Genomic DNA, 19,532 nt, shown 5'->3' on the forward strand with positions numbered 1-19,532 from the left:
AAGCAATCAAGAGCAGGCAGCAGTTCTATGCGCGACAAGTACCGCTACATTGGCCCCGTATACGATTTTCTCAGCAACCTTTACAGCGGTAAGAACATCCACCGTTGCAAAACCGCCATGCTGGAGGTGGAAACAGTGAAGCCCGGCGACCGTATTCTCTTTGCTGGCGTTGGCCATGGCAGAGATGCAATACGCGCGGCGGAACTTGGCGCAGATGTTACGGTTGTTGATCTATCAGAAACCATGTTGCGGAAGTTCGGCGAAGCCCAAGAAAGTGAAGCACCCCACCTAACCATTCGCCGCATTCACAGCGATATCATGAAGGTGGACGAAGCCGGCCAGTATGACATGGTTGTTGCCAATTTCTTCCTGAATGTTTTTGAAGAAGGAATGATGGTGAAAGTTCTGGAACACCTAATCCAACTGGGTAAAACCGATGCCAGCATTGTTGTGGGTGACTTCTGCTACCCGACCGGCAACCTGTTCTCGCGCGCATTCAAAAAACTGTACTGGTATATGGCCGTGTTCACCTTCTGGCTATTTGCTAACAATGCCTTCCACAAAATCTACAACTACCCGGAACACATGCAGCGTCTGGGTCTTGAGATTACAGAGAAAAAGCACTTCAAATTGATGAACATGGACTGTTACTGGTCCATTCTCGGCCGCAAGCAGGCATAGCCCAGCACCTGCAAAACAATAACAACCGGGGAGAATCACTATGTCAGATCAAATTCTTACACTCAACCAAACCTCAGAATTTGAAAACACTGAATTTACCTTCAGTGAAAGAGTGAGTTACCTGAAAAGGTTTGGTAGCCACTCCCAATCCTTCTCTACCCTGCAGCCAGACATGCAGTATTTCGACGTGCCCGAAGTGGGTTACGTGGCCTACATGCGTAAGTGGGGTGCGACCATCGTCCTTTCCGACCCCGTTTGCGCGCCCGAAAATTTCGGCGCTATTCTTGAACTTTTCCAGAAACGGTTTCCCAACGCCTCCTATGTTCAGGTCTCCAAACCCGTTGTCGACTTTTTGCACCTGCGTTTCGGACTGTACGGCACGCAATTTGGCAGCGAATCACGAATCGATCTGGATAAATGGTCTCTCAGTGGCAAGAAAAAACAGATTCTGCGCACGGCACTAAATCAGGCCGAGAAAAGCGGAATTACCGTTCAGGAACGCTTCAGTGACGACCACACCCGGGAAATTTCAGAAGCCTGGATTCGCACCCGGAAATGCAAAAGTAACGAGATACGCTTTCTAATTCGCCCTATGGAAATGGAATATCGGGAGAATGAGCGTCATTTCTACGCGTATCAAGATGGTAAGGCGGTTGGCTTTATTTACTTTGACCCAGTTTATCGCAACAACGAAATCATCAGCTACGTGCCTAACATTTCCCGCGCAAACGCTGACTTTAAACAAGGTATTTTTTATACCCTTATGGCCCACGCGATGGATACCTTCAAAGCCGAAGGCGTTCCTTATCTGGATCTGGGTCTTATCCCTCTGTCTCTTGATGCCACCACAGAATATCAGGAAAGTAAGCTTTTGAAGCGAATCTTCCACGGCCTCTACAGCAGAGGAAACTTCATTTACAACTTCAAAGGATTGGAATTTACCAAGTCACGGTTCCGGGGAGACAACTTCAAAACCTACTGCTGTCACAAACGAAGCATACCGGCCTTGGAGTTCCTTGCCATGTTCAAGCTCACACAGGTGCTATGAGCTACCCGGCCAGTCCCCGATAACTCGCTCTGGCTGCAGGCTCAACTCAGCCATATAGCGGGCAATACCCTCCGGGGGTTTGCCCGAAAAGATCGCCACGGACACAGGCGATGTCCCGTCCCCGTTAATTGCGTCGCCAGTCTTGTTCGCTTGCACTAGAAGCGACGCAACACGGCGGGCAATAGCCTCCCCGGAATCTACCCAGAATTTCACTTGAGGCAAACTCAGCTTAAGGCTATCCAGTAAAAGCGGATAGTGGGTACACCCAAGAACCACGGCATCTACATCAGCATCACGTAGGCGCGCCAGCACACTATTGAGCTCGGTTTGCGGCACGGCCAACCCTCGAACCAAGTCTTCCGCCCACTGTACAAGGCCAGGGTGGCCCAAGCGCTCAACTCTACAATGGGGTGCAAACTTCTGAATCAGTTCATCTAGATAGGGTCGACGCACCGTTGCTGGCGTGGCCAGAATACCTATGCGCTGATTTTGCGTGCAGGCTGCGGCAGGCTTAACCGCTGGCACCACTCCAATAACTGGAACATGTGTTATGGCCCGCAAGTGCGGCAAAGCAACCGTGCTGGCTGTGTTGCATGCAACAACAATAGCGTCGCAAGGGTACTGTTCAAGCGCCTTCACAATGAGCCTACAGCAGCGCTCAATCACCACAGATTCAGGCTGACTACCGTAGGGGAAGGCGGCGTTGTCGGCGAGGTACACAATGGAAGCGTGCGGTAGCCTTTCATGAACACAAGCCGCAACACTCAGCCCGCCAACACCGGAATCGAAAATCAAAACTCTGGGCGCCTCGTGCTCACTCAAAACTTAATTTCTCTACCGAGAATCGTCTTTTCCATTTCCCGGATCAAACGCCCGGAAATAGTTGTGCTCGGAGGCACAGAAGGCCTACTCCCGGGTAGAAACCAGCCAGCGTCCGCCAGCTCATCTTCCTGTAGAACCAAATCGCCACCTGCATAATCGGCGAAAAACCCGGCCATCAACTGGTGTGGAAACGGCCAAGGCTCAGACGCCCGATATTGAATATTGGTGACGTCAAGGCCGGTTTCTTCTTTCACCTCACGGACAACCGCCGCCTCTAAGCTCTCACCGGGCTCCACAAAACCTGCAATTAAACTGTAAAAATCCCGTTTAACACGTGACGATTTTGCCAGAAGATAACGATCTTGATTTCTTATAACCACGATCACACAAGGAGCCAATCGCGGGTACCAGGGGATATTGCAATGACTGCACCACTTTGCCCGCTCCCGCCGATGAAAGCCTGTTCCACCACCACAACGACCACAGAACTGGTGATCCTGAAACCATTGCCACACTTGAAACCCAGTGCTCAACATCGCCGCTGGCACATCGCTGGCCGTTAACAGAGCATCCCGCAAAGAAACAACATCATAGCCAGTACTTACAGACTCCGACACTTGTGTCACGAAAACCGGGCGGCCATCGGCGCTTCCCAAAGACACAAAGCTCGTATTCTCCGCATGCTCGGGCATACGTTCTAACGGCTGCAACCAGCCATCATCCGGTTTGAACACACCAGACCCGGACAGCATCAGCACAAGGTCGCCCGGCTCGGGTGCCTTGGTAGTCCAACCGGGACTCCACTGAACTGTTGTTGTCGTCATGGCTTTCGCACCTCTATTAATAAGCAAGCCTTAGTGATAAACAGGCCGAACAGGAATGTATCATAGTGTCGCAAGCTTCAAGAATGACACAGTAGCTTTCCGGTCTTCCCTCAACCAAGTAAACTTGGCGCCTGATTTTCATCGGAGCGACATTTTATGCGTCTTTACCAGGGTATTCGAAGCCTGATTCTGACTTTTTTCCGGAAAATACTGTTTTTGTGGGTCCGGACGGATGTCAGCGGAAACAGCGTTGATGCTCTCGGATTGTCCTCCGAAATACCGGTTTGTTACGTGCTTCAATACAGTTCGTTATCGAGCCGACTGGTGCTCGAGCAAGAGGTAGTCCGGGCACAGCTGCCGGGAGCCGCCACATCGCTACCGGTTAAAAACGGCCCCTCCCACTCGTTCTTCTTTCTCTACCGCCGCATTGGCCGATCGTTCCGTAAACGCCAAACACCGGTGCCCACCTCGGAGTTTCAGGCGCTCGTGCGGTACGGCCTCGAGAACCCTGAGCAAGATGTCCAGATTGTTCCCGTATCTCTGTTCTGGGGACGTTCGCCAGACAAAGAGAAGTCGCTAGTCAAACTGCTGCTTTCGGATACTTGGTCTGTCGCCGGCAGATTGCAGAAGTTTCTGATTATTCTAATGCACGGTCGCAATACATACGTGCAGTTCAACAAGCCTTTTTCCCTGAAACAGGTAATTGAGGAGCACCGCCATAGTGAAGAGCGCGCTAACCGTAAGCTTGCACGCATTTTGCGAACCCACTTTCGTAAGGTGCGGCAAGCAGTTTTGGGCCCGGATTTATCTCATCGCAGAACGCTTGTATCTGGCCTGCTACGAACTCAGGCAGTAAAAGAAGCCATAAGAGAAACCGCAGCCAAAGAAGGCATAGCGCCGGAAAAGGTCCGTGCCCGCGCATACAAATACGCAGATGAAATTGCTGCCAATATGTCAGTTGTTACCATCCGCGTGTTTGAAAAGCTGCTCTCTTGGTTATGGAACCGAATATACAATGGCGTTTCCGTCAACAATATACGCGTCGTAACGGAATCCGCGCAAAACAGCGCCGTCGTTTATGTGCCCTGCCACCGCTCTCACATCGATTATTTGCTGTTGTCTTACGTGCTCTATAAAAACGGCCTAATGCCGCCACATATTGCTGCGGGCATCAACCTGAACATGCCCATCGTAGGCCCCATCCTCCGCAGGGGCGGTGCTTTTTTTATGCGCCGCAGTTTTCGCGACAACCCGCTGTACGCCACAGTATTTAACGAATACATGCACGTTATGTTTTCCCGTGGTTACTCTGTGGAATATTTCGTGGAAGGTGGCCGCAGCCGCACCGGGCGCATGCTGCAACCGCGCCCAGGCATGCTCTCCATGACTGTGCGCAGTTTTCTCCGTGATCACCGCAAGCCGATTGTGTTTGTTCCTGTCTACGTAGGCTACGAAAAGGTGATGGAGGGGCGCTCCTATCTTGGCGAACTTAGAGGCAAGAAAAAGCAGAAAGAAAGCGTGTTTGGGCTGGCCAAAACAGCGCGCAAATTAACGAACTCCTTCGGACGGGTTTCCGTGAATTTTGGTGAAGCCATTCACCTATCCGACGTTCTGGACGATGTCCGCAGCAGTTGGCGGGATGAGGCCTATGATTCCCAATACCGGCCCGAGTGGCTGAGCGACGCGGTATCTGAGTTATCAGTGCGGGTTGCCTCCAACATTAATGCCTCTGTTGCTGTTAACCCCATTGGCGTGATCGCAACCGTATTGCTAGGCACCGAGAGACTGGCCATGGATGAGGGCCAGCTTGAGCGCTTAGCAGATCAATATGCAGCCCTTCTTAAAGCGTTCCCTTACGCTGAAACTGTCACCCTACCGGAAGGCTGCGGCAAAGACTGGGTAGCTTACTGTGAGTCCATGGGGCTGGTTTCGCGCCAACCACAGAAACTTGGCGACATCATAGAGCTGGAAGGCAGCAATGCCATTCTAATGACTTACTACCGTAATAATATCCAGCATCTTTTTGCCCTCCCCGCCTTGGTGGCCAGTCTGTTCGAGAACAAAAACTCTTTGGCACGGGAAAGAATCGTTTATCTTGCCAGCGTAGCCTATCCCTATGTCCAGTCTGAACTGTTCCTGAAGTATGACGACGACGAGGCTGAAACAGTGATCAATCAGTGGATTGATGTGCTGGTCGATCAGGGCTTACTTTTGGCTCTGGATAACGAACGCATTGCGCGCCCGGATGAAGGCACCGAAGCCATGCTGCGCCTGAGAGTGCTTTCCCGATTCATTATTCAGATGGTGGAGCGTTATCACATTGCTCTGGGCATACTCCGTAAATACGGTACGGGCAAGATCACTGCGGCTGAACTGGAAGAGCAAAGCACCTTGCTAGCAGAGCGCATGTCTATACTGTTTGGGCTGAATGCACCCGAGTTTTTCGATAAAAGCCTGTTCCGTAACTTTATCGCAAACATGCAGAAAAACGGCGTTCTCACTACCGACGATAACGGGCTACTCTGCTACGGAGAGGGGCTGGATGAGGTGGCGGACGATGCCAGACTGGTGTTAAGCGTGGAGAAGCGCCAAGCTATTCAGCAAGTTACTATGCTAGGCGTCTAAACCAAGGGCCTGTGTTAGGCGCCTTACAGGCAAGGCGCTAGCGTGAAGGCAACGCGCAGATTGGGTAGATATCGTAGCGGCTGCTCTTACCTTCTACCCGGGCGCCGGGCTCAGGTCCAGATATAGCCGGAGCCTTGCGCGGACGCTTTACCACTACGCGGTACTTGGCGACAGCTAAGGCTGCCTCCAGCAACACCGGCGAATCATCATCGTCGCCCACCAGAGTTCGAAAAACCTGCATTTCCTTCTTGACCAGCGCCGATTTGTCCCTGTGAGGAAACATAGGGTCAAGGTAGACCACATCGGTTGCATCAGAAACCTCTGCCCCCTCTTCCCAGGCATTAGTCAGCCAATCGATACTGCTACCTTCGTGGAGCGTCATCCGGGCGACGATCGGGGCGCAATCGACATTCAACGCTGCGCGAGCCAGCCCATCCGCCAGTAAAGCGTGAATCACAGGATTGCGCTCAAACATTGTGACCCGACAGCCAAGCCCAGCTAGTACAAACGCATCTTGTCCCAAGCCTGCAGTGGCATCCAGAACATGCAAGTCTGCCTTTGTCTTCTGCAAGCCCACGGCGCGCGCCACCAACTGACCAGCGCCGCCACCGTGCTCACGTCGGTAACCCATTTTGCCGGTTACAAATTCCGCCCTCACCGGGCCAGGAGCACCTTTACCGGCCACCTGAAGAGACAAACCGTTTTCATCCAGAAACAGCAGAGCATCTGCATGTCGCACATCTTTCGGATGCACTACGCCAAGGTAAGGTAAGGAAAGTTCGACACCTAGAGCCATGGCCTGATGTTCGTCACCAAGATGGCTTCTGGCTATTGCCAGTGGGATGCTTTTATCTTTGGAGGACGCCCTTGCGCCATTGGAGCGAGGCATTAAATCAGGATATCGATTCCGGCGAGCGTCGAGCCATCAGAGTTCTGCCCGGCAGCAGCTACACTGGCAAAGGTCGACAAGGCGCGGGCTGCGGGTAGAGGAACTTCATCCGCACGAAAGCGTTCCAGACGCACATCTTCAGCCGCTCGACGGGCTTCTACACGACGCTCAGGGCTGTCACTGACATTCCGCTCTGACGCGGGCTGGCTAGGGCCGTCTGCTAAATCACGGCGGGCCGCGTCGGCGGTTTTCTCGGGGGCTGACGCAGGGGAACGGGCAACATCACCGCGCTCACGCACGGGGCTGTTAGTCCCTGACTGATAGGAAAGTGTATTGCCTGAGTTGATACCACCAATCATCGTCAAAGCACCATGGGCTTCAGAGAAATAAACGCGATTAGCTGAAGTATGGAAGAAGTCCGCACGGATTAAAAGCCTTACTCACGCCCCGGCAGCTTCTTCCAGGTAACTTCGTCTCGAATATAGACCGGTTGGGCTTGCTCCGCTGGTACAGCTAAGCCCTGATGGAACTTAGCAACAGCCAGACGTGCTACCCATCCAGCCCGAGGAATAATGGTTTCATCCACCGAGTTGATTCGGCCCGAAACGTCGGTCGGCATGGTTTCGTAGAAAGCCCAACCATGACCTGCGCCAGCCCACTGTGTGGCCTCATGTTCTAGCGTAACCCGCGATGGCGCACAGACCCGCTCTTCACCGATGAGCTCCGGTATGCCCGAGCTATTTCGGAAGCATCCCCAGTACAGCTCACTCATGCGGGCATCGAAAGCGACAGCAATGCCTTCACCTTCCTTTACCTGCAAGACTTCAATGGCACCCAAAGCCACAGTTTCCAGAGAGGAAACAGGGACAACGGGAAGATCAAGACCCCATGCCAAACCTTGAACCACACCGGTAGCGATGCGAACACCGGTAAAAGACCCCGGGCCACGGGCAAACGCCAGCGCGTCAAGGTCGTTAGGTTTGAGTGCTTGTTCCGCCAACAACTCGCGCAACATCGGCATTAAGAGGCGGGTGTGGCCTCTAGGCGCAATTTCAAACTTCTCAAAAACCTCTCCATCAACAAAAAGGGCTGCAGAGCAGCCCTCTGAGGAGGTGTCCAGTGCCAAAAGTTTCACAGGCGTGAAAGGCCTCGATAAAAAGTCAGTGAATTATTTGAGGCTGGCTAGAATCTGATCACGAATGCTGTCCAGACTCCCCACACCCTCCACACGCACGTATTCGGGCGCTACGTCTGGCTGATTTTCTGCCAGATTCTGGTAATAGCCGATCAAAGGCGCGGTCTGGTCGTGATAGATTTTCAGTCGCTTACGAACGGTCTCTTCTTCATCGTCAGAACGCTGCATCAGCGGCTCGCCGGTTTCATCGTCTTTTCCTTCTAGCTTGGGCGGATCGTACTTAACGTGGTAGATGCGGCCACTGCCTTCGTGTACACGACGGCCAGAGAGACGACTTACAATTTCCTCATCATCGACAGCAATTTCGACAACATAGTCGATAACAATGCCTTGATCTTTGAGTGCTTCAGCTTGAGGAATTGTGCGCGGGAAACCATCAAGCAGGTAACCGTTTTTACAATCCGGCTGTTTAATACGCTCTTCAATCAACGCAATAATGATGTCATCGGACACCAAACCGCCCGTTGCCATCACTTCCTTCACCTGTTTGCCAAGCTCGGACTCGGCTTTAACGGCTGCCCGCAGCATATCGCCAGTAGAAATCTGGGGTATCCCAAAACGCTCGGTGATGAATTGGGCCTGAGTCCCTTTTCCCGCGCCTGGTGCGCCTAACATGATGATTCGCATAACGCTGTGCTCCCGTTTTCGTCATTATCGTTTGAAAAGTTGTGGCAAAAACTTATGCCTTTGCGACAACCTCTCCTGCCGGAACAGGTGTTAGCCAGATTTGGCGATGGCGCATTATACGAAGTCAGGCACTCCAGAGAAAGTCGACCTCCGTATCATCTTTATAAAACGGGACACAACCAATCTTCAAAGACCGCCGTTAGGTGATAAGTGACGATGCTAGTACGTCCAGCTCCGGTGCAACCTTATCAATCTCGTCAATCATTTCATTCGCGATGGCAGGCTCCAATTGCAGCCCATGCAGTAGCGCCGGAATATCATCGGCATTAAACTCGTCGCCTATGTTCCGCTCCTTTAAAAGCGCATTCGCTAGCTGAACCATCATCACGTAGTTTTCATGCTCACCTTGGTAACCCAGCTGCTGATGCACACCCGCTGCTTTGACCACAGGGTCCGGCAACTCCCAAAGACGGTGCAGGATTCCACCAATAGCGCCGTGGCCTACGGCGATAATTTCCTGTTCGCTTCCCTGCCCGAATACCTGCTGCTCCAACGATTGCATGCTGGTCTCGAGGTTAGCCTCTCTAAGCCTGTTGAGTTCTTTAAACTCTGCCGGGAACAAATGGCCCACCAACAGCAACCCAAAGTTGTGCAATAAGCCACATAGATAGGCCAAACCTTTGTCTGCACCGCAGCGGGGCGCCAACCACTGGCACAGGAAAGCGCAGTAAAGCGAGTGACGCCAAAAATTATCCATGCCTAGAATGCCTGCTCTTGGCACGTCAAAGGCACGAACCGAGGCTATCCCCATTGCAATGTGGGCAACACGATCAAAGCCCAAAACACGGGTTACCGCTTCCTGAACAGAGGTGATTTGACCAGGGTAGTTGAATAGGGCCGAGCGCGCATAGCGCATCACCTGCGCGGTTAGGCTGGGGTCGAATTCGATAAGCTCTGCCAATTCCCGCGCAGTCGCCTCAGTGTTGGAGGTTAGGCGCAAAATGCGTAACGCCAGTGCTGGCATGGGCGGCAGCCGGTACAGCTTTTTCAGTTTGATAGCGACTTCTGCCAGCGTCAGTGCTTCCCGGGCGTCATCACTGTCCGGGCCGCGAATCGCCAGATGCCCCTCCCGGGAGCCAACCATTGCAAGGCGCAGTGAACGCCCGTCCAGCTCCACCAGAGAGTGGTCTGTACCACTGGAAAAAAGAACACGCTCTGATCTGGTAATACCTTCATCGACAAGCACCGGCAAGTCATACGCATTGCCAATTGGCGGCGTAAACCCACGATCACAATCACTGAACAAACGAAAGGCCTGCTGTTCGGTAAGGGGTTGCAGATGGCGCCCTGTCATTTGCCAGAGCGCTTCTGTATCGAGCGCACTGTCAACCCTGTGAACAACCATCACAATGCCACCGATGTCGATCAGCAGCGTCGCTTTGATGACGTCCTGGCGGGATTGACCAAGAGCAGACACCGCCTCGTCAAGGTTGGCGGCCCTATCGATTGGCAGCTCCTGATAAGCTATACCCTGTTTGTTAAAAAACCGCTCCAGTCGCGCTGCGAGAGCCAAACGAATACTCCTGTTATCCATGGCTGGGGCATTCTGAGCCCCGCTGTCCGTTCCCGGTGGTGTTAGCCGGTGTTACGCATACCGGCGGAAATTCCCGCCATTGTAACCTTAAGCGCACGTTCTACCAGCTCAGGCACTTCGCCTTTGCCCTCACTTTCCCGGTCGCGCTTCAATAATTCCGCCTGAAGGTAGTGCAAGGGGTCTGTATAAGGGTTGCGCACGCGCATGGAGTGGGCAAAGACCGGCTCGCCCTCCAGCAGCTCATGCTGTTCTTTAAGCTCCAGCAGGCGCTGAACGCAGCCTTCAAGGCGCTCACCTAAGCTGACACCCAAGGCACGGAGCTTGTCATCGTCCAACAGTGTTTTTTCATAATAACCGGCGATGCGCAAATCAGCCTTGGCCAACACCATTTCGAGCATGTCGACATAGGTGCGGAAGAAAGGCCACCCTTGCATCATTTCACGCAATTCGGGCAGACGCCCCTCTTTAGCGGCATTCTCCAGAGCCACATCACTGCCTAACCAGCTGGGCAGCATTAAGCGCATTTGGGTCCAGGCGAAAATCCACGGAATGGCTCGTAAGCTTTCCACGCCGCCACTGGCTTTACGACGTGCAGGCCGACTACCCAGCGCTAGTTTGCCCAATGCCTGCTCCGGGGTGACTTGGCGAAAATAAGGTACAAAATCGGGATTTTCCCGAACCACTTCGCGATAGGCTTTGAGCGAACGCTCCGTCAGCCAATCCATGGTATCGCGCCAAGCTTTTTCGGGTTCGGGTGGCGGCGCCAGAGTCGCCTCGATCACCGCCGTGCTATATAGCGTTAAACTCTGCACCGCAAGCTGTGGCAAACCAAACTTGAAACGGATCATTTCCCCCTGTTCGGTAATGCGGAAGCTACCGTTCACTGAACCAGGTGGTTGAGACAAAATTGCTCGGTTGGCTGGGCCACCGCCACGGCCGACGGTTCCGCCGCGGCCATGAAACAGAGTTAGATGCACACCGAATCGCTTTGCAACTTGAGTGAGCTTTTCCTGCGCCTGATACTGGGCCCAAGCAGCCATAAGCTGACCCGCATCCTTGGAGGAGTCTGAATAGCCAATCATGACTTCCTGCCGCCCCTGACAGTAATCCCGATACCAGTCCACCTCATATAGGGCAGACATACTGTCGGGTGCACCGCGAAGGTCATCCAGCGTTTCAAATAAAGGCACGATCCGCATGGGGAATTTCATACCGGATTCGCGAAGCAGTAGGATGACACTCAACACATCCGACGGCTTGCTGGCCATAGATATAACATAGGAGCCCAGAGCTTCCGGGGTTTGTTGCGCAACCACTTCGCAGGTGTCTAGAACTTCCCGTACCGGTTCAGAAGGCTCCCAGTTGCGGGGCACAAGCGGGCGGCGACCCTGAAGCTCTTGTATTAAAAATGCTTGGCGCTCTTTTTCAGACCAAGACAGGTAATCACCAAGCCCCAAATATTCCACCATCTCGGCAACAGCTTCTGCGTGGCGGGTCGCTTCCTGACGGATATCGAGGCGGCTTAGGGGCAAGCCAAATGTATGGGCGCGACGAATGGTGTCTAACAAAGCGCCATTGGCGATTTTTTCAAGCCCGCACTCCACTAGCGAGCGGTAACAGAGTTCTAGCGGTGCCGTCAGATCTTCATTCTCAAAAAGTATGCCCGAGGTATCAGCTGGCTCGCCAGTAACGCGAGACTCCGCCCAATCCCGCGTTCTGATAAGGCGATCCCGCAATTCTGCCAATACATAGCGGTACGGTTCCCGGGAATCGCCAGATAATCCGCGCAGCTCATCGCTTGCCTGCCACATGGAAAGCTCCGCTCTCAGTGACTTGATATCACGCAGAAACAAGTCCGCAGCCATCCACCGCCCGAGCAAAAACACTTTTTGAGTTACCTGATGGGTAACGTTGGGATTACCGTCCCGGTCGCCGCCCATCCAGGATGCGATACGCACCGGCGATGCCTGTAACGGAAGGCCCTTGCCTGTCGCCTCCTGAAGTGACCGATCCAGATCACCAAGGAATCGCGGCAAAGCCTGCCAAAGACTGTTTTCGATAACCGCAAAACCCCATTTGGCTTCATCAACAGCCGTGGGGCGTTCATGGCGAATCTCATCCGTATGCCAAGCTTCAGCTACAAGTCGTGACAAGCGTTCTGTAATCGCCTCTCGCTCAGGTGGAAGCAAGTCTGCGTGGTCCAGGCTCGCCAAACAATCCGACATTTCATCATATTTCATGATCAGTGTACGGCGCGCAACTTCTGTGGGGTGCGCTGTCAACACGAACTCTACGCGCATATCCGCAACACATTGGTGCAGCGCTTCGGCACTTACGCCACCGTCTTTAAGGCGTTCAAAAACACCAGCTAATGGTTCAACCATCAGATCAGACTGATGATCACGCTTGCGGCGAATACCGTGGTATTGCTCAGCTAGGTTCGCGAGATTAAGAAACTGGTTAAATGCTCTGGTGACTGGCAGCAGTTCGTCATCGCTTAGCTTGCCAAGCAGGCTGACTAGCCGCTGGCCGGATCCGCTTTCCTGCCGCCGGTCGGATTTGGCGGCCGCTCGGATTTCTTCGATTCGTTCGAAGCATCCCCGCCCGGGGTAGCGCTGGATGCTTTGCCCCAGCAATTCGCCCAGCATGCGGACATTTTCACGGAGATCAGGGTGTAGCTCGGTCACATTGGCGTCCTTATGAATTGACGGAGACAAACTAAACTTACGATACTAAGGAACCACCGAAAAAGTCTATTGGCGTTTGGGGCTGCAACTGCGCCCGCACCAGTACCACAAAGCCTACTCTTGAGAGGAGCCAACATGAAAGTCACAGATCTGCCCAAGCACTGGGAACAAAAGAAAAAACCAGTAGAGCTAACCCATGATTACAATTTGAGGCTTCCCTTGGAAGACGCAGCCAGAGTGGCTGCTCTGGCGGAACTTTATCCCGAGCGCAGCGAAAGCGACATTCTAAACGATATGATCGCCGCCGCACTGGACGACTTAGCCAGTCAAGACCCACTAAAAGAGAAACTAGAGAGCCACACCGGCTAGCAGATCTTGTTAGAAGACTCGTTACTAGGCTACTGATTCGAGTTGGCGAGCCTTCAGACGCTTGATGTGCTTTTGGCTGAGGCGAACGAATTCCGGAGTCAGCCCTTTGTCTTCGTATATTTCGAAGCCGTCTTCATCGTAGGCGACAACCTGATCACCTTGAACGTAAGGGAACTCGGTTTCGACCTCATCGAGCGCAGCGGAGATCAGGTCGCGAATAAGGTCCTGAGATGACTTTAGAGGATAGAGGGCAGATAGCGTTTCGAGCTGCCGATGATGCTGGTCAGATAACGCCATAAAGCAAGCATCACGGGTAAGCCTACCTTTAGCGTGCTTATCCCAGTAACTAACCAGATCTTTGATTTTCATCGAGCCAGACTCCTAATTCTTGTTGATGACTCCTGAGCTCTTTTGAACTCTTTTGGCGCGCAAACTTCTTACCCAGAGCCGCCGCCAAACGCCCTAGCCAATAAGTGTAGACGAAGCTCAGGAGTGAAAACGTAAGGAATTGGTAACGGATTGTACCTACTCTGGCTGCCCGCTTTTCTTTTCCACACCTTTGACCGATTGCCAGATCTGATCAAGAGCTTCCAGTGTTTCTTCATCAAAGGAACGGCCTTCACGCTCAAGAACCTTTTCAATGGCCCGGAATCGCGCCTCAAACTTGTGATTAGTGCGCCCAACAGCCTGCTCCGGATTAACTTTCATGAAGCGCGCAAGGTTCACACACACGAACAGCAGATCGCCCAATTCATCTTCAACGGCATCGTGGCCACCCTGCCCGGATTCTGCCGCCTGCCAGGCCTCCTTGAGCTCGTCGATTTCTTCATGGAGTTTGTCGAATACCGGTTCTATGTTTGGCCAATCAAACCCGTGCCTTGCCGCCCGCTTCTGCAACTTTTCCGCGCGCACCATCGCGGGCAGCGCCCGTGCAATACCAGCCAGTCGGCTTGGCGGCGTTGCATCCGCTGACGTGTCTGACTGTTTCTGAGCCCGCTCTTCTGCCTTGATACGCTCCCAGCTCTCCTTAATCCAGACTTCGTCTGGCCGGTTGTCCGGGTCAATACGGCTTTCCAGTGTGCCCTGCGGGAACACATGGGGATGACGTCGCACAAGCTTACGCACTAAATTGTCGACCACAGCATCAAAGCTGAAATGACCTTCTTCCGCCCCAATCTGCGAGTAAAAGATCACCTGAAACAGCAAGTCACCCAATTCATCTTTCAGGTTTCCGTAGTCCTCCCGCTCGATGGCATCTGCTACTTCGTAGGCCTCTTCCAGCGTGTGCGGCACAACACTTCTAAACGTTTGCTTGGTATCCCAGGGGCAACCGGTTTCGGGGTCACGCAGCCGCGCCATCAACAGTTTCAGATCGTCAATCGAGTAGGTCATGATCGTTTACGCTTTACGTCGATAACATTGGGCAGGTTGCGGATTTGGGCGAGTAGGCGCGCCAACTGCTCAAGGCTGGAAATTTCAACAGTCACTACCATGGTGGCCGTGTTGTCGTCACGATTGGTCATGGTGTGCAAAGACAGAACATCACTTTTCGACACTGACAGCACTTGAGTGATATCCCGTAACAGACCAGACCTATCGTACGCTTCAATTTCAATGTCGACCGGATAAACAGAGGCTTGTTGCCCTCCCCAACTCACTTCAATAATTCGGTTGGGTTCAAACTCCTGCAAGTTCAGAAACGTTAGACAGTCCTGTCGGTGAACGGTTACACCACGCCCAACGGTAATGTAGCCACCTATGGCATCTCCTGGCAACGGCTTGCAGCATTTGGCCACTTGGGTCTTCAGCTTACCTACGCCCACTATGTGAATATCCGATTCGGTATCGTAGGGCTTGTCACGCTGGGCTATCAGTTTCAAATCGAGCTGTTCGGATTTGGGCTCGATCATTTGCTGAGCAACATTGGCAACGTGTGCAGGGCGGAGATCACCAGCACCTACCGCAGCAAACATGTCCTCGGCGTTGTGATAGTTCACCTTTACCGCCAGCTGGCTGAGGTCCACATCGTGCAACGACAAGCGCCGAAACTCATCCTCAATAATGGCACGACCATCCGTTACGTTACGGTCGCGATTTTGTTCTTTAAACCAATGAGTTACCTTGGCTCTAGCGCGAGATGTCTGAATGTATCCAAGACTGGGGTTTAGCCAATCCCGGCTAGGCGCAGGATTGTTCTTAGAGGTAAGAACAAATACCTGCTCACCCGTTTTCAACGGGTAGGTAAGAGGTACTATGCGGCTGTTTACCCGGGCACCGCGACAAGCATGTCCAATCTCAGTGTGAACTCGGTAAGCAAAATCTACGGGTGTCGCCCCCTGAGGTAAATCAACAACGTGCCCCTCAGGCGTAAACACATAAATTCGATCCGACACGATGTCGGATTTGAGATGGTCCGCCAGCCCGGAGATGTCGCCCAATTCTTCCTGCCACTCCAGCACCTGTCGTAGCCAGTTAATCTTGGCATTGTAGCCAGACGACTTGTTACTTTTGTCCGTGCCCTTGTATAGCCAGTGAGCACATACCCCGAGCTCGGCATCTTCATGCATACTGTGAGTGCGAATCTGTACCTCCATGACCTTGCCATCCGGTCCGATCACGGCGGTATGCAGAGATTGGTAGCCATTCTCTTTAGGGTTGGCAATGTAGTCATCAAACTCATTCGGTATGTGGCGCCAAAGCGTATGCACAATCCCGAGAACGGCGTAACAATCCTTCACCTCAGGCACAAGAATACGCACGGCCCGTATATCGTATATCTGGGAGAAATCGAGGCCCTTAATACGCATCTTCCGCCAGATGCTGTAGATATGTTTGGCACGACCCGAAAGATCGGCTTCGATACCAGTAGCTTTCAGTTCTGACTGCAACTTGGCAATCACGCGGCGGATGTAGCCTTCCCGGTCTAGGCGCTTTTCGTCCAGAAGTTTGGCAATCTTTTTGTAGGCTGTTTCATGCAGATACCGAAATGAAAGGTCTTCCAGCTCCCACTTGATGTGCCCGATGCCCAGACGGTGAGCCAGGGGCGCGTAGATATCAAACACTTCGCGGGCAACTCGCATACGCTTTTCTTCTGGCGCATCCTTAACACCACGGATGGCGCAGGTGCGCTCGGCAAGTTTGATAAGCGCAACCCGCACGTCATCAATCATGGTAACCAGCATTTTGCGGACGTTATCCAACTGGCCTTCACTCTGCCCAAGCACGTTGCCTTTGAGCGGGTGGTGTATGGAAGAAATGGCCGCCATCTGTTGTACGCCATTAATAAGCATGGCCACTTCATCGCCAAACTCTTTGCGGATAACCTCAAGGGCTACCCGCTCCTCCCGAACCGCACGGTATAGAATGGCAGCAACCAGGCTGACTTGATCCAAGCGCAGCTCCGCCAGCACCTGAGCCATCTCAATGCCGGTGCGAAAGCTGCTAGAGCCAGACGCCCAGAGGCGATCCTCCCGGAAGGCCTGCAAATCGATTTCAGCGGCTTTTTCACACGCCCTGCGAAACTGGTCCACATCGTCCAGATGGGTCTGGGAAGCAATCTGCTGTACCCAACCCTCGATATCGATCTGGCCATCGCCATTCACTGCGTAATCTTCGCGAACTTTTACCATATCTGTTTTGTTATTCCCGGTGATTCACACAACTGTCCTTCGCTGTGCACAGCAAAATTCAGCGAGAGCCACGCTCAAACAGCGCAATCGACTCCACATGCGTGGTGTGAGGAAACATATCCATTACACCGGCGCGCACCAGCCGGTAACCGTTGCTGGCCATCACACCTGCATCCCGTGCCAGAGTGGCAGGGTTACAGGACACATACACAATGCGCTTGGCACCGAATGCGGTGAGGTACTTGCAGATTTCCTCTGCTCCGGAGCGCGGCGGATCAATAAGAATTTTATCAAAACCCTCTTGTGCCCAGCTTTGACCGGTAAAATCCCCGTGCAAGTCAGCGCCGTGAAACTCCACATTTGCAAGCGCGTTCAGCTCCGCGTTTTCGCGACCCCGAACAACCATGGCATCATCACCTTCCACGCCAATAACCTGCCCGCCTTTGCGCGCAAGTGGCAGGGTAAAATTGCCCAACCCGCAGAACAGATCCAAGACTCGCTCACCCGGCTGCACGTCCAGCCAGTCAACAGCTCTGCTTACCATGGCTTTATTGATGCCCGCATTAACTTGGGTAAAGTCCATGGGGTGAAATTTCATGGTGAGATCAAATGCATCAAGCTGGTAACTTAAGCGCTCATCGCTTCGACCTGCTGATTCAGGCCAGATGCGGTGCACAGTATCTGGCCCCTTGGGCTGCAGATAAATATGCAAATCGTGGGCCTGGCCAAAAGCAATCAGCTTTTCCCGGTCGCCACTGCTCAGATCGTCCATGTTGCGGAAAACCATCGCTGCGGTGTCGTCACCACAAGCAACTTCGACCTGAGGCACACGGGCGTATGCATCCATGGTGTGTAGCAGCTCGCGCAACGGAACAATGCGCTCGCCAATGCGCGGATCCAGCACTACACAGCGGTCAATATCCGTAAGAAAGCTATTGCGCTTCTCCCGAAACCCTACCAGCACCGATTCCCGGGCTTTCACATAGCGCACGCCCATGCGCGCCTTGCGCCGATACCCAAGGTTACTGTCTGGGCGCAGCGGCTCAATCCACTCCTCCGGCTCGATACCGCCAAAGTGTTCAAACTGCTCGCGCAGAGTATCTTCCTTAAAGCGGATTTGGGCATCACTGCTCATATGCTGAAGGCTGCAGCCACCGCATAAATCGGCAAAATCACAGGGGGGAATTTGGCGATCAGGCGCGGCTTCAAGTACCTCTAGGGTACGCAACTCATCAAATTTACTGCGGGTGGAAACCACCTTGGCCATTACGGTTTCACCCGGCAAAGCACCATCCACAAACAGGATTTTGCCATCCTGACGAGCTATGCCACGGCCATCATGGCTAAGCTTTTCCACTTCACAGCGTACGGGTTCCGTAGGAAGCACCTTCCTGCGTCGTCTGCTCATAATCTATTCTCTTGGTGTCGTCAGGTTCAGGCGCCGGGGAATACGCCAGTCGATAAATAGCGGTCGCCGCGATCACAAATAATGGCCACAATAATGGCGTTTTCAACCTGCGAAGAGAGCTTAAGTGCGGCAGCGATGGAGCCGCCGGATGATACACCACAGAATATCCCTTCGCGCTCTGCCAAAGCGCGCATGGTGTCCTCTGCCTCTTGTTGGCCGATATCCAGCACCTGATCCACACGAGTAGAATCGTAAATGCTGGGGAGATATGCTTCCGGCCAACGACGGATGCCCGGTATAGAGGCGCCCTCTTTTGGTTGCAGGCCGACAATATTGATATCCGGATTACGCTCTTTGAGGTATCGGGACACGCCCATAATAGTGCCTGTAGTGCCCATAGAACTAACAAAATGGGTTACACGCCCTTCGGTTTGCTCCCAAATCTCCGGGCCTGTGGTGCGATAGTGTGATAGTGGGTTGTCCTGATTACTGAACTGGTCCAGCACTCTGCCCTTACCTTCAGAAGCCATTTTCAGGGCCAAATCTCTGGCCACTTCCATGCCTTCTTCCTGACTCACGGTGATAATCTCTGCTCCGTAAGCTCTCATGGATGCTCGACGTTCTTCACTCATGTTCGCGGGCATAATGAGTACCATGCGGTATCCCTTTATAGCCGCAGCCATGGCCAGCGCGATACCGGTGTTACCACTGGTTGCCTCAATCAACGTATCGCCAGGTTTAATTTCACCACGGCGCTCGGCCTCTTGAATCATTCCTATAGCAGGTCGGTCTTTTACAGAGCCGGCCGGGTTATTGCCTTCCAACTTGGCCAGAATCACGTTACTGGTATCCTCGGGGAGACGCTGTAACCGAACCAGAGGCGTGTGCCCGACATAATCTTCAATTGTGGGAAAATGCATAGTAAGAACCCTGTGGTACACTTTTGCGTTGGCATGATACGCCTTATAGCCCCAGTCGCCCAATACACCTTCTCGCTAAAACCATGACTGACGGCTATATAAGTGGTGTATTTTTCGGCTCGCCCGGCACTGACTCGGAATATTATTTCGGCCCGGACGAACTACTAATACAAGGACGTAACCCGCTCCGACAGGCGGTGTTAAGTTATTTGCA

At 53.1% G+C, this 19,532-nt stretch carries 17 protein-coding genes; 4 read left to right on the plus strand and 13 right to left on the minus strand.

Features of this window, described 5'->3' with window-relative positions; translation table 11 throughout:
• Nucleotides 1–27 precede the first annotated feature (27 nt).
• Nucleotides 28–681: a class I SAM-dependent methyltransferase gene (locus KO508_RS17600; protein WP_216009808.1), complete on the plus strand. Its 654-nt coding sequence runs from the start codon at nt 28–30 to the stop codon at nt 679–681.
• A gap of 40 nt (nt 682–721) precedes the next feature.
• Nucleotides 722–1,729 (plus strand): DUF2156 domain-containing protein, encoded by a 1,008-nt coding sequence (locus tag KO508_RS17605; protein ID WP_216009569.1) that lies wholly within the window; start codon nt 722–724, stop codon nt 1,727–1,729.
• On the opposite strand, the gene murI is transcribed toward KO508_RS17605, so the two are convergent.
• Both murI and nudC read right to left on the minus strand, forming a co-directional pair.
• On the minus strand, nt 1,724–2,551 hold the full coding sequence (gene murI, locus KO508_RS17610; RefSeq protein ID WP_216009570.1) for a glutamate racemase: 828 nt from the start codon (nt 2,549–2,551) through the stop codon (nt 1,724–1,726). The two genes, KO508_RS17605 and murI, sit on opposite strands and share 6 nt — an antisense overlap.
• The gene (gene nudC / locus KO508_RS17615) at nt 2,548–3,375 is read right to left on the minus strand and encodes an NAD(+) diphosphatase (protein ID WP_216009571.1); all 828 of its coding nucleotides are present in this window, start codon (nt 3,373–3,375) and stop codon (nt 2,548–2,550) included. Before nudC ends, murI begins: the two co-directional genes overlap by 4 nt.
• Before the next feature lie 156 nt (nt 3,376–3,531).
• On the opposite strand from nudC, the gene plsB reads away from it, so the two are divergent.
• A complete protein-coding gene (gene plsB / locus KO508_RS17620; RefSeq protein ID WP_216009572.1) occupies nt 3,532–6,000 on the plus strand; it encodes a glycerol-3-phosphate 1-O-acyltransferase PlsB in 2,469 nt (822 codons plus the stop codon).
• A 37-nt stretch (nt 6,001–6,037) separates the two neighbouring features.
• Here plsB and KO508_RS17625 read toward each other — a convergent pair whose 3' ends face one another.
• The 6 genes from KO508_RS17625 to ppc all read right to left on the minus strand — a co-directional run bounded on the left by KO508_RS17625 (nt 6,038) and on the right by ppc (nt 12,992).
• Nucleotides 6,038–6,889 carry a class I SAM-dependent methyltransferase gene (locus KO508_RS17625; protein WP_216009573.1) on the minus strand — a complete coding sequence of 284 codons (852 nt, stop codon included), beginning with the start codon at nt 6,887–6,889 and terminating at the stop codon, nt 6,038–6,040.
• Nucleotides 6,889–7,248: a UDP pyrophosphate phosphatase gene (locus KO508_RS17630; protein ID WP_216009574.1), complete on the minus strand. Its 360-nt coding sequence runs from the start codon at nt 7,246–7,248 to the stop codon at nt 6,889–6,891. Before KO508_RS17630 ends, KO508_RS17625 begins: the two co-directional genes overlap by 1 nt.
• Before the next feature lie 77 nt (nt 7,249–7,325).
• A complete protein-coding gene (gene tsaB, locus KO508_RS17635) occupies nt 7,326–8,024 on the minus strand; it encodes a tRNA (adenosine(37)-N6)-threonylcarbamoyltransferase complex dimerization subunit type 1 TsaB (protein ID WP_216009575.1) in 699 nt (232 codons plus the stop codon).
• Nucleotides 8,025–8,057: 33 nt separating this feature from the next.
• On the minus strand, nt 8,058–8,711 hold the full coding sequence (gene adk / locus KO508_RS17640; protein WP_216009576.1) for an adenylate kinase: 654 nt from the start codon (nt 8,709–8,711) through the stop codon (nt 8,058–8,060).
• A 199-nt stretch (nt 8,712–8,910) separates the two neighbouring features.
• Nucleotides 8,911–10,284, minus strand: a complete 1,374-nt coding sequence (locus KO508_RS17645) for an HDOD domain-containing protein (protein ID WP_216009809.1) — start codon at nt 10,282–10,284, stop codon at nt 8,911–8,913.
• Between the two features lie 62 nt (nt 10,285–10,346).
• Nucleotides 10,347–12,992, minus strand: a complete 2,646-nt coding sequence (gene ppc, locus KO508_RS17650; protein WP_216009577.1) for a phosphoenolpyruvate carboxylase — start codon at nt 12,990–12,992, stop codon at nt 10,347–10,349.
• Between the two features lie 135 nt (nt 12,993–13,127).
• Between ppc and KO508_RS17655 the strand changes: the two genes are divergently transcribed.
• The gene (locus tag KO508_RS17655) at nt 13,128–13,361 is read left to right on the plus strand and encodes a hypothetical protein (RefSeq protein WP_216009578.1); all 234 of its coding nucleotides are present in this window, start codon (nt 13,128–13,130) and stop codon (nt 13,359–13,361) included.
• A gap of 24 nt (nt 13,362–13,385) precedes the next feature.
• On the opposite strand, the gene KO508_RS17660 is transcribed toward KO508_RS17655, so the two are convergent.
• The 5 genes from KO508_RS17660 to cysM form a co-directional block, all read right to left on the minus strand.
• Entirely contained in the window at nt 13,386–13,730 is a 345-nt protein-coding gene (locus KO508_RS17660; RefSeq protein ID WP_216009579.1) for a pilin assembly protein, read from the minus strand.
• A gap of 156 nt (nt 13,731–13,886) precedes the next feature.
• On the minus strand, nt 13,887–14,753 hold the full coding sequence (mazG, locus tag KO508_RS17665; RefSeq protein ID WP_216009580.1) for a nucleoside triphosphate pyrophosphohydrolase: 867 nt from the start codon (nt 14,751–14,753) through the stop codon (nt 13,887–13,889).
• Nucleotides 14,750–16,990 carry a GTP diphosphokinase gene (gene relA / locus KO508_RS17670; RefSeq protein WP_216009581.1) on the minus strand — a complete coding sequence of 747 codons (2,241 nt, stop codon included), beginning with the start codon at nt 16,988–16,990 and terminating at the stop codon, nt 14,750–14,752. The genes mazG and relA overlap by 4 nt, the downstream gene beginning before the upstream one ends.
• 58 nt (nt 16,991–17,048) lie before the next feature.
• On the minus strand, nt 17,049–18,398 hold the full coding sequence (gene rlmD, locus KO508_RS17675) for a 23S rRNA (uracil(1939)-C(5))-methyltransferase RlmD (RefSeq protein ID WP_216009582.1): 1,350 nt from the start codon (nt 18,396–18,398) through the stop codon (nt 17,049–17,051).
• Between the two features lie 26 nt (nt 18,399–18,424).
• Nucleotides 18,425–19,318 carry a cysteine synthase CysM gene (cysM, locus tag KO508_RS17680; RefSeq protein ID WP_216009583.1) on the minus strand — a complete coding sequence of 298 codons (894 nt, stop codon included), beginning with the start codon at nt 19,316–19,318 and terminating at the stop codon, nt 18,425–18,427.
• Nucleotides 19,319–19,532: the final 214 nt, after the last annotated feature.

Origin of the sequence: Marinobacter salexigens, assembly GCF_018860765.1 — a bacterium.
In the GTDB taxonomy this organism is placed as follows: Bacteria; Pseudomonadota; Gammaproteobacteria; order Pseudomonadales; family Oleiphilaceae; genus Marinobacter; species Marinobacter salexigens_A.

Bases quoted from the DNA above. Each gene is read 5' to 3' on its own strand.
- KO508_RS17655 (WP_216009578.1), top strand. From the start codon at position 13,128: ATGAAAGTCACAGATCTGCCCAAGCACTGGGAACAAAAGAAAAAACCA.
- KO508_RS17625 (WP_216009573.1), bottom strand. From the start codon at position 6,889: ATGCCTCGCTCCAATGGCGCAAGGGCGTCCTCCAAAGATAAAAGCATC.
- mazG (WP_216009580.1), bottom strand. From the start codon at position 14,753: ATGACCTACTCGATTGACGATCTGAAACTGTTGATGGCGCGGCTGCGT.
- adk (WP_216009576.1), bottom strand. From the start codon at position 8,711: ATGCGAATCATCATGTTAGGCGCACCAGGCGCGGGAAAAGGGACTCAG.
- KO508_RS17630 (WP_216009574.1), bottom strand. From the start codon at position 7,248: ATGATTGGTGGTATCAACTCAGGCAATACACTTTCCTATCAGTCAGGG.
- relA (WP_216009581.1), bottom strand. From the start codon at position 16,990: ATGGTAAAAGTTCGCGAAGATTACGCAGTGAATGGCGATGGCCAGATC.
- plsB (WP_216009572.1), top strand. From the start codon at position 3,532: ATGCGTCTTTACCAGGGTATTCGAAGCCTGATTCTGACTTTTTTCCGG.
- nudC (WP_216009571.1), bottom strand. From the start codon at position 3,375: ATGACGACAACAACAGTTCAGTGGAGTCCCGGTTGGACTACCAAGGCA.
- KO508_RS17600 (WP_216009808.1), top strand. From the start codon at position 28: ATGCGCGACAAGTACCGCTACATTGGCCCCGTATACGATTTTCTCAGC.
- KO508_RS17660 (WP_216009579.1), bottom strand. From the start codon at position 13,730: ATGAAAATCAAAGATCTGGTTAGTTACTGGGATAAGCACGCTAAAGGT.
- rlmD (WP_216009582.1), bottom strand. From the start codon at position 18,398: ATGAGCAGACGACGCAGGAAGGTGCTTCCTACGGAACCCGTACGCTGT.
- cysM (WP_216009583.1), bottom strand. From the start codon at position 19,318: ATGCATTTTCCCACAATTGAAGATTATGTCGGGCACACGCCTCTGGTT.
- KO508_RS17605 (WP_216009569.1), top strand. From the start codon at position 722: ATGTCAGATCAAATTCTTACACTCAACCAAACCTCAGAATTTGAAAAC.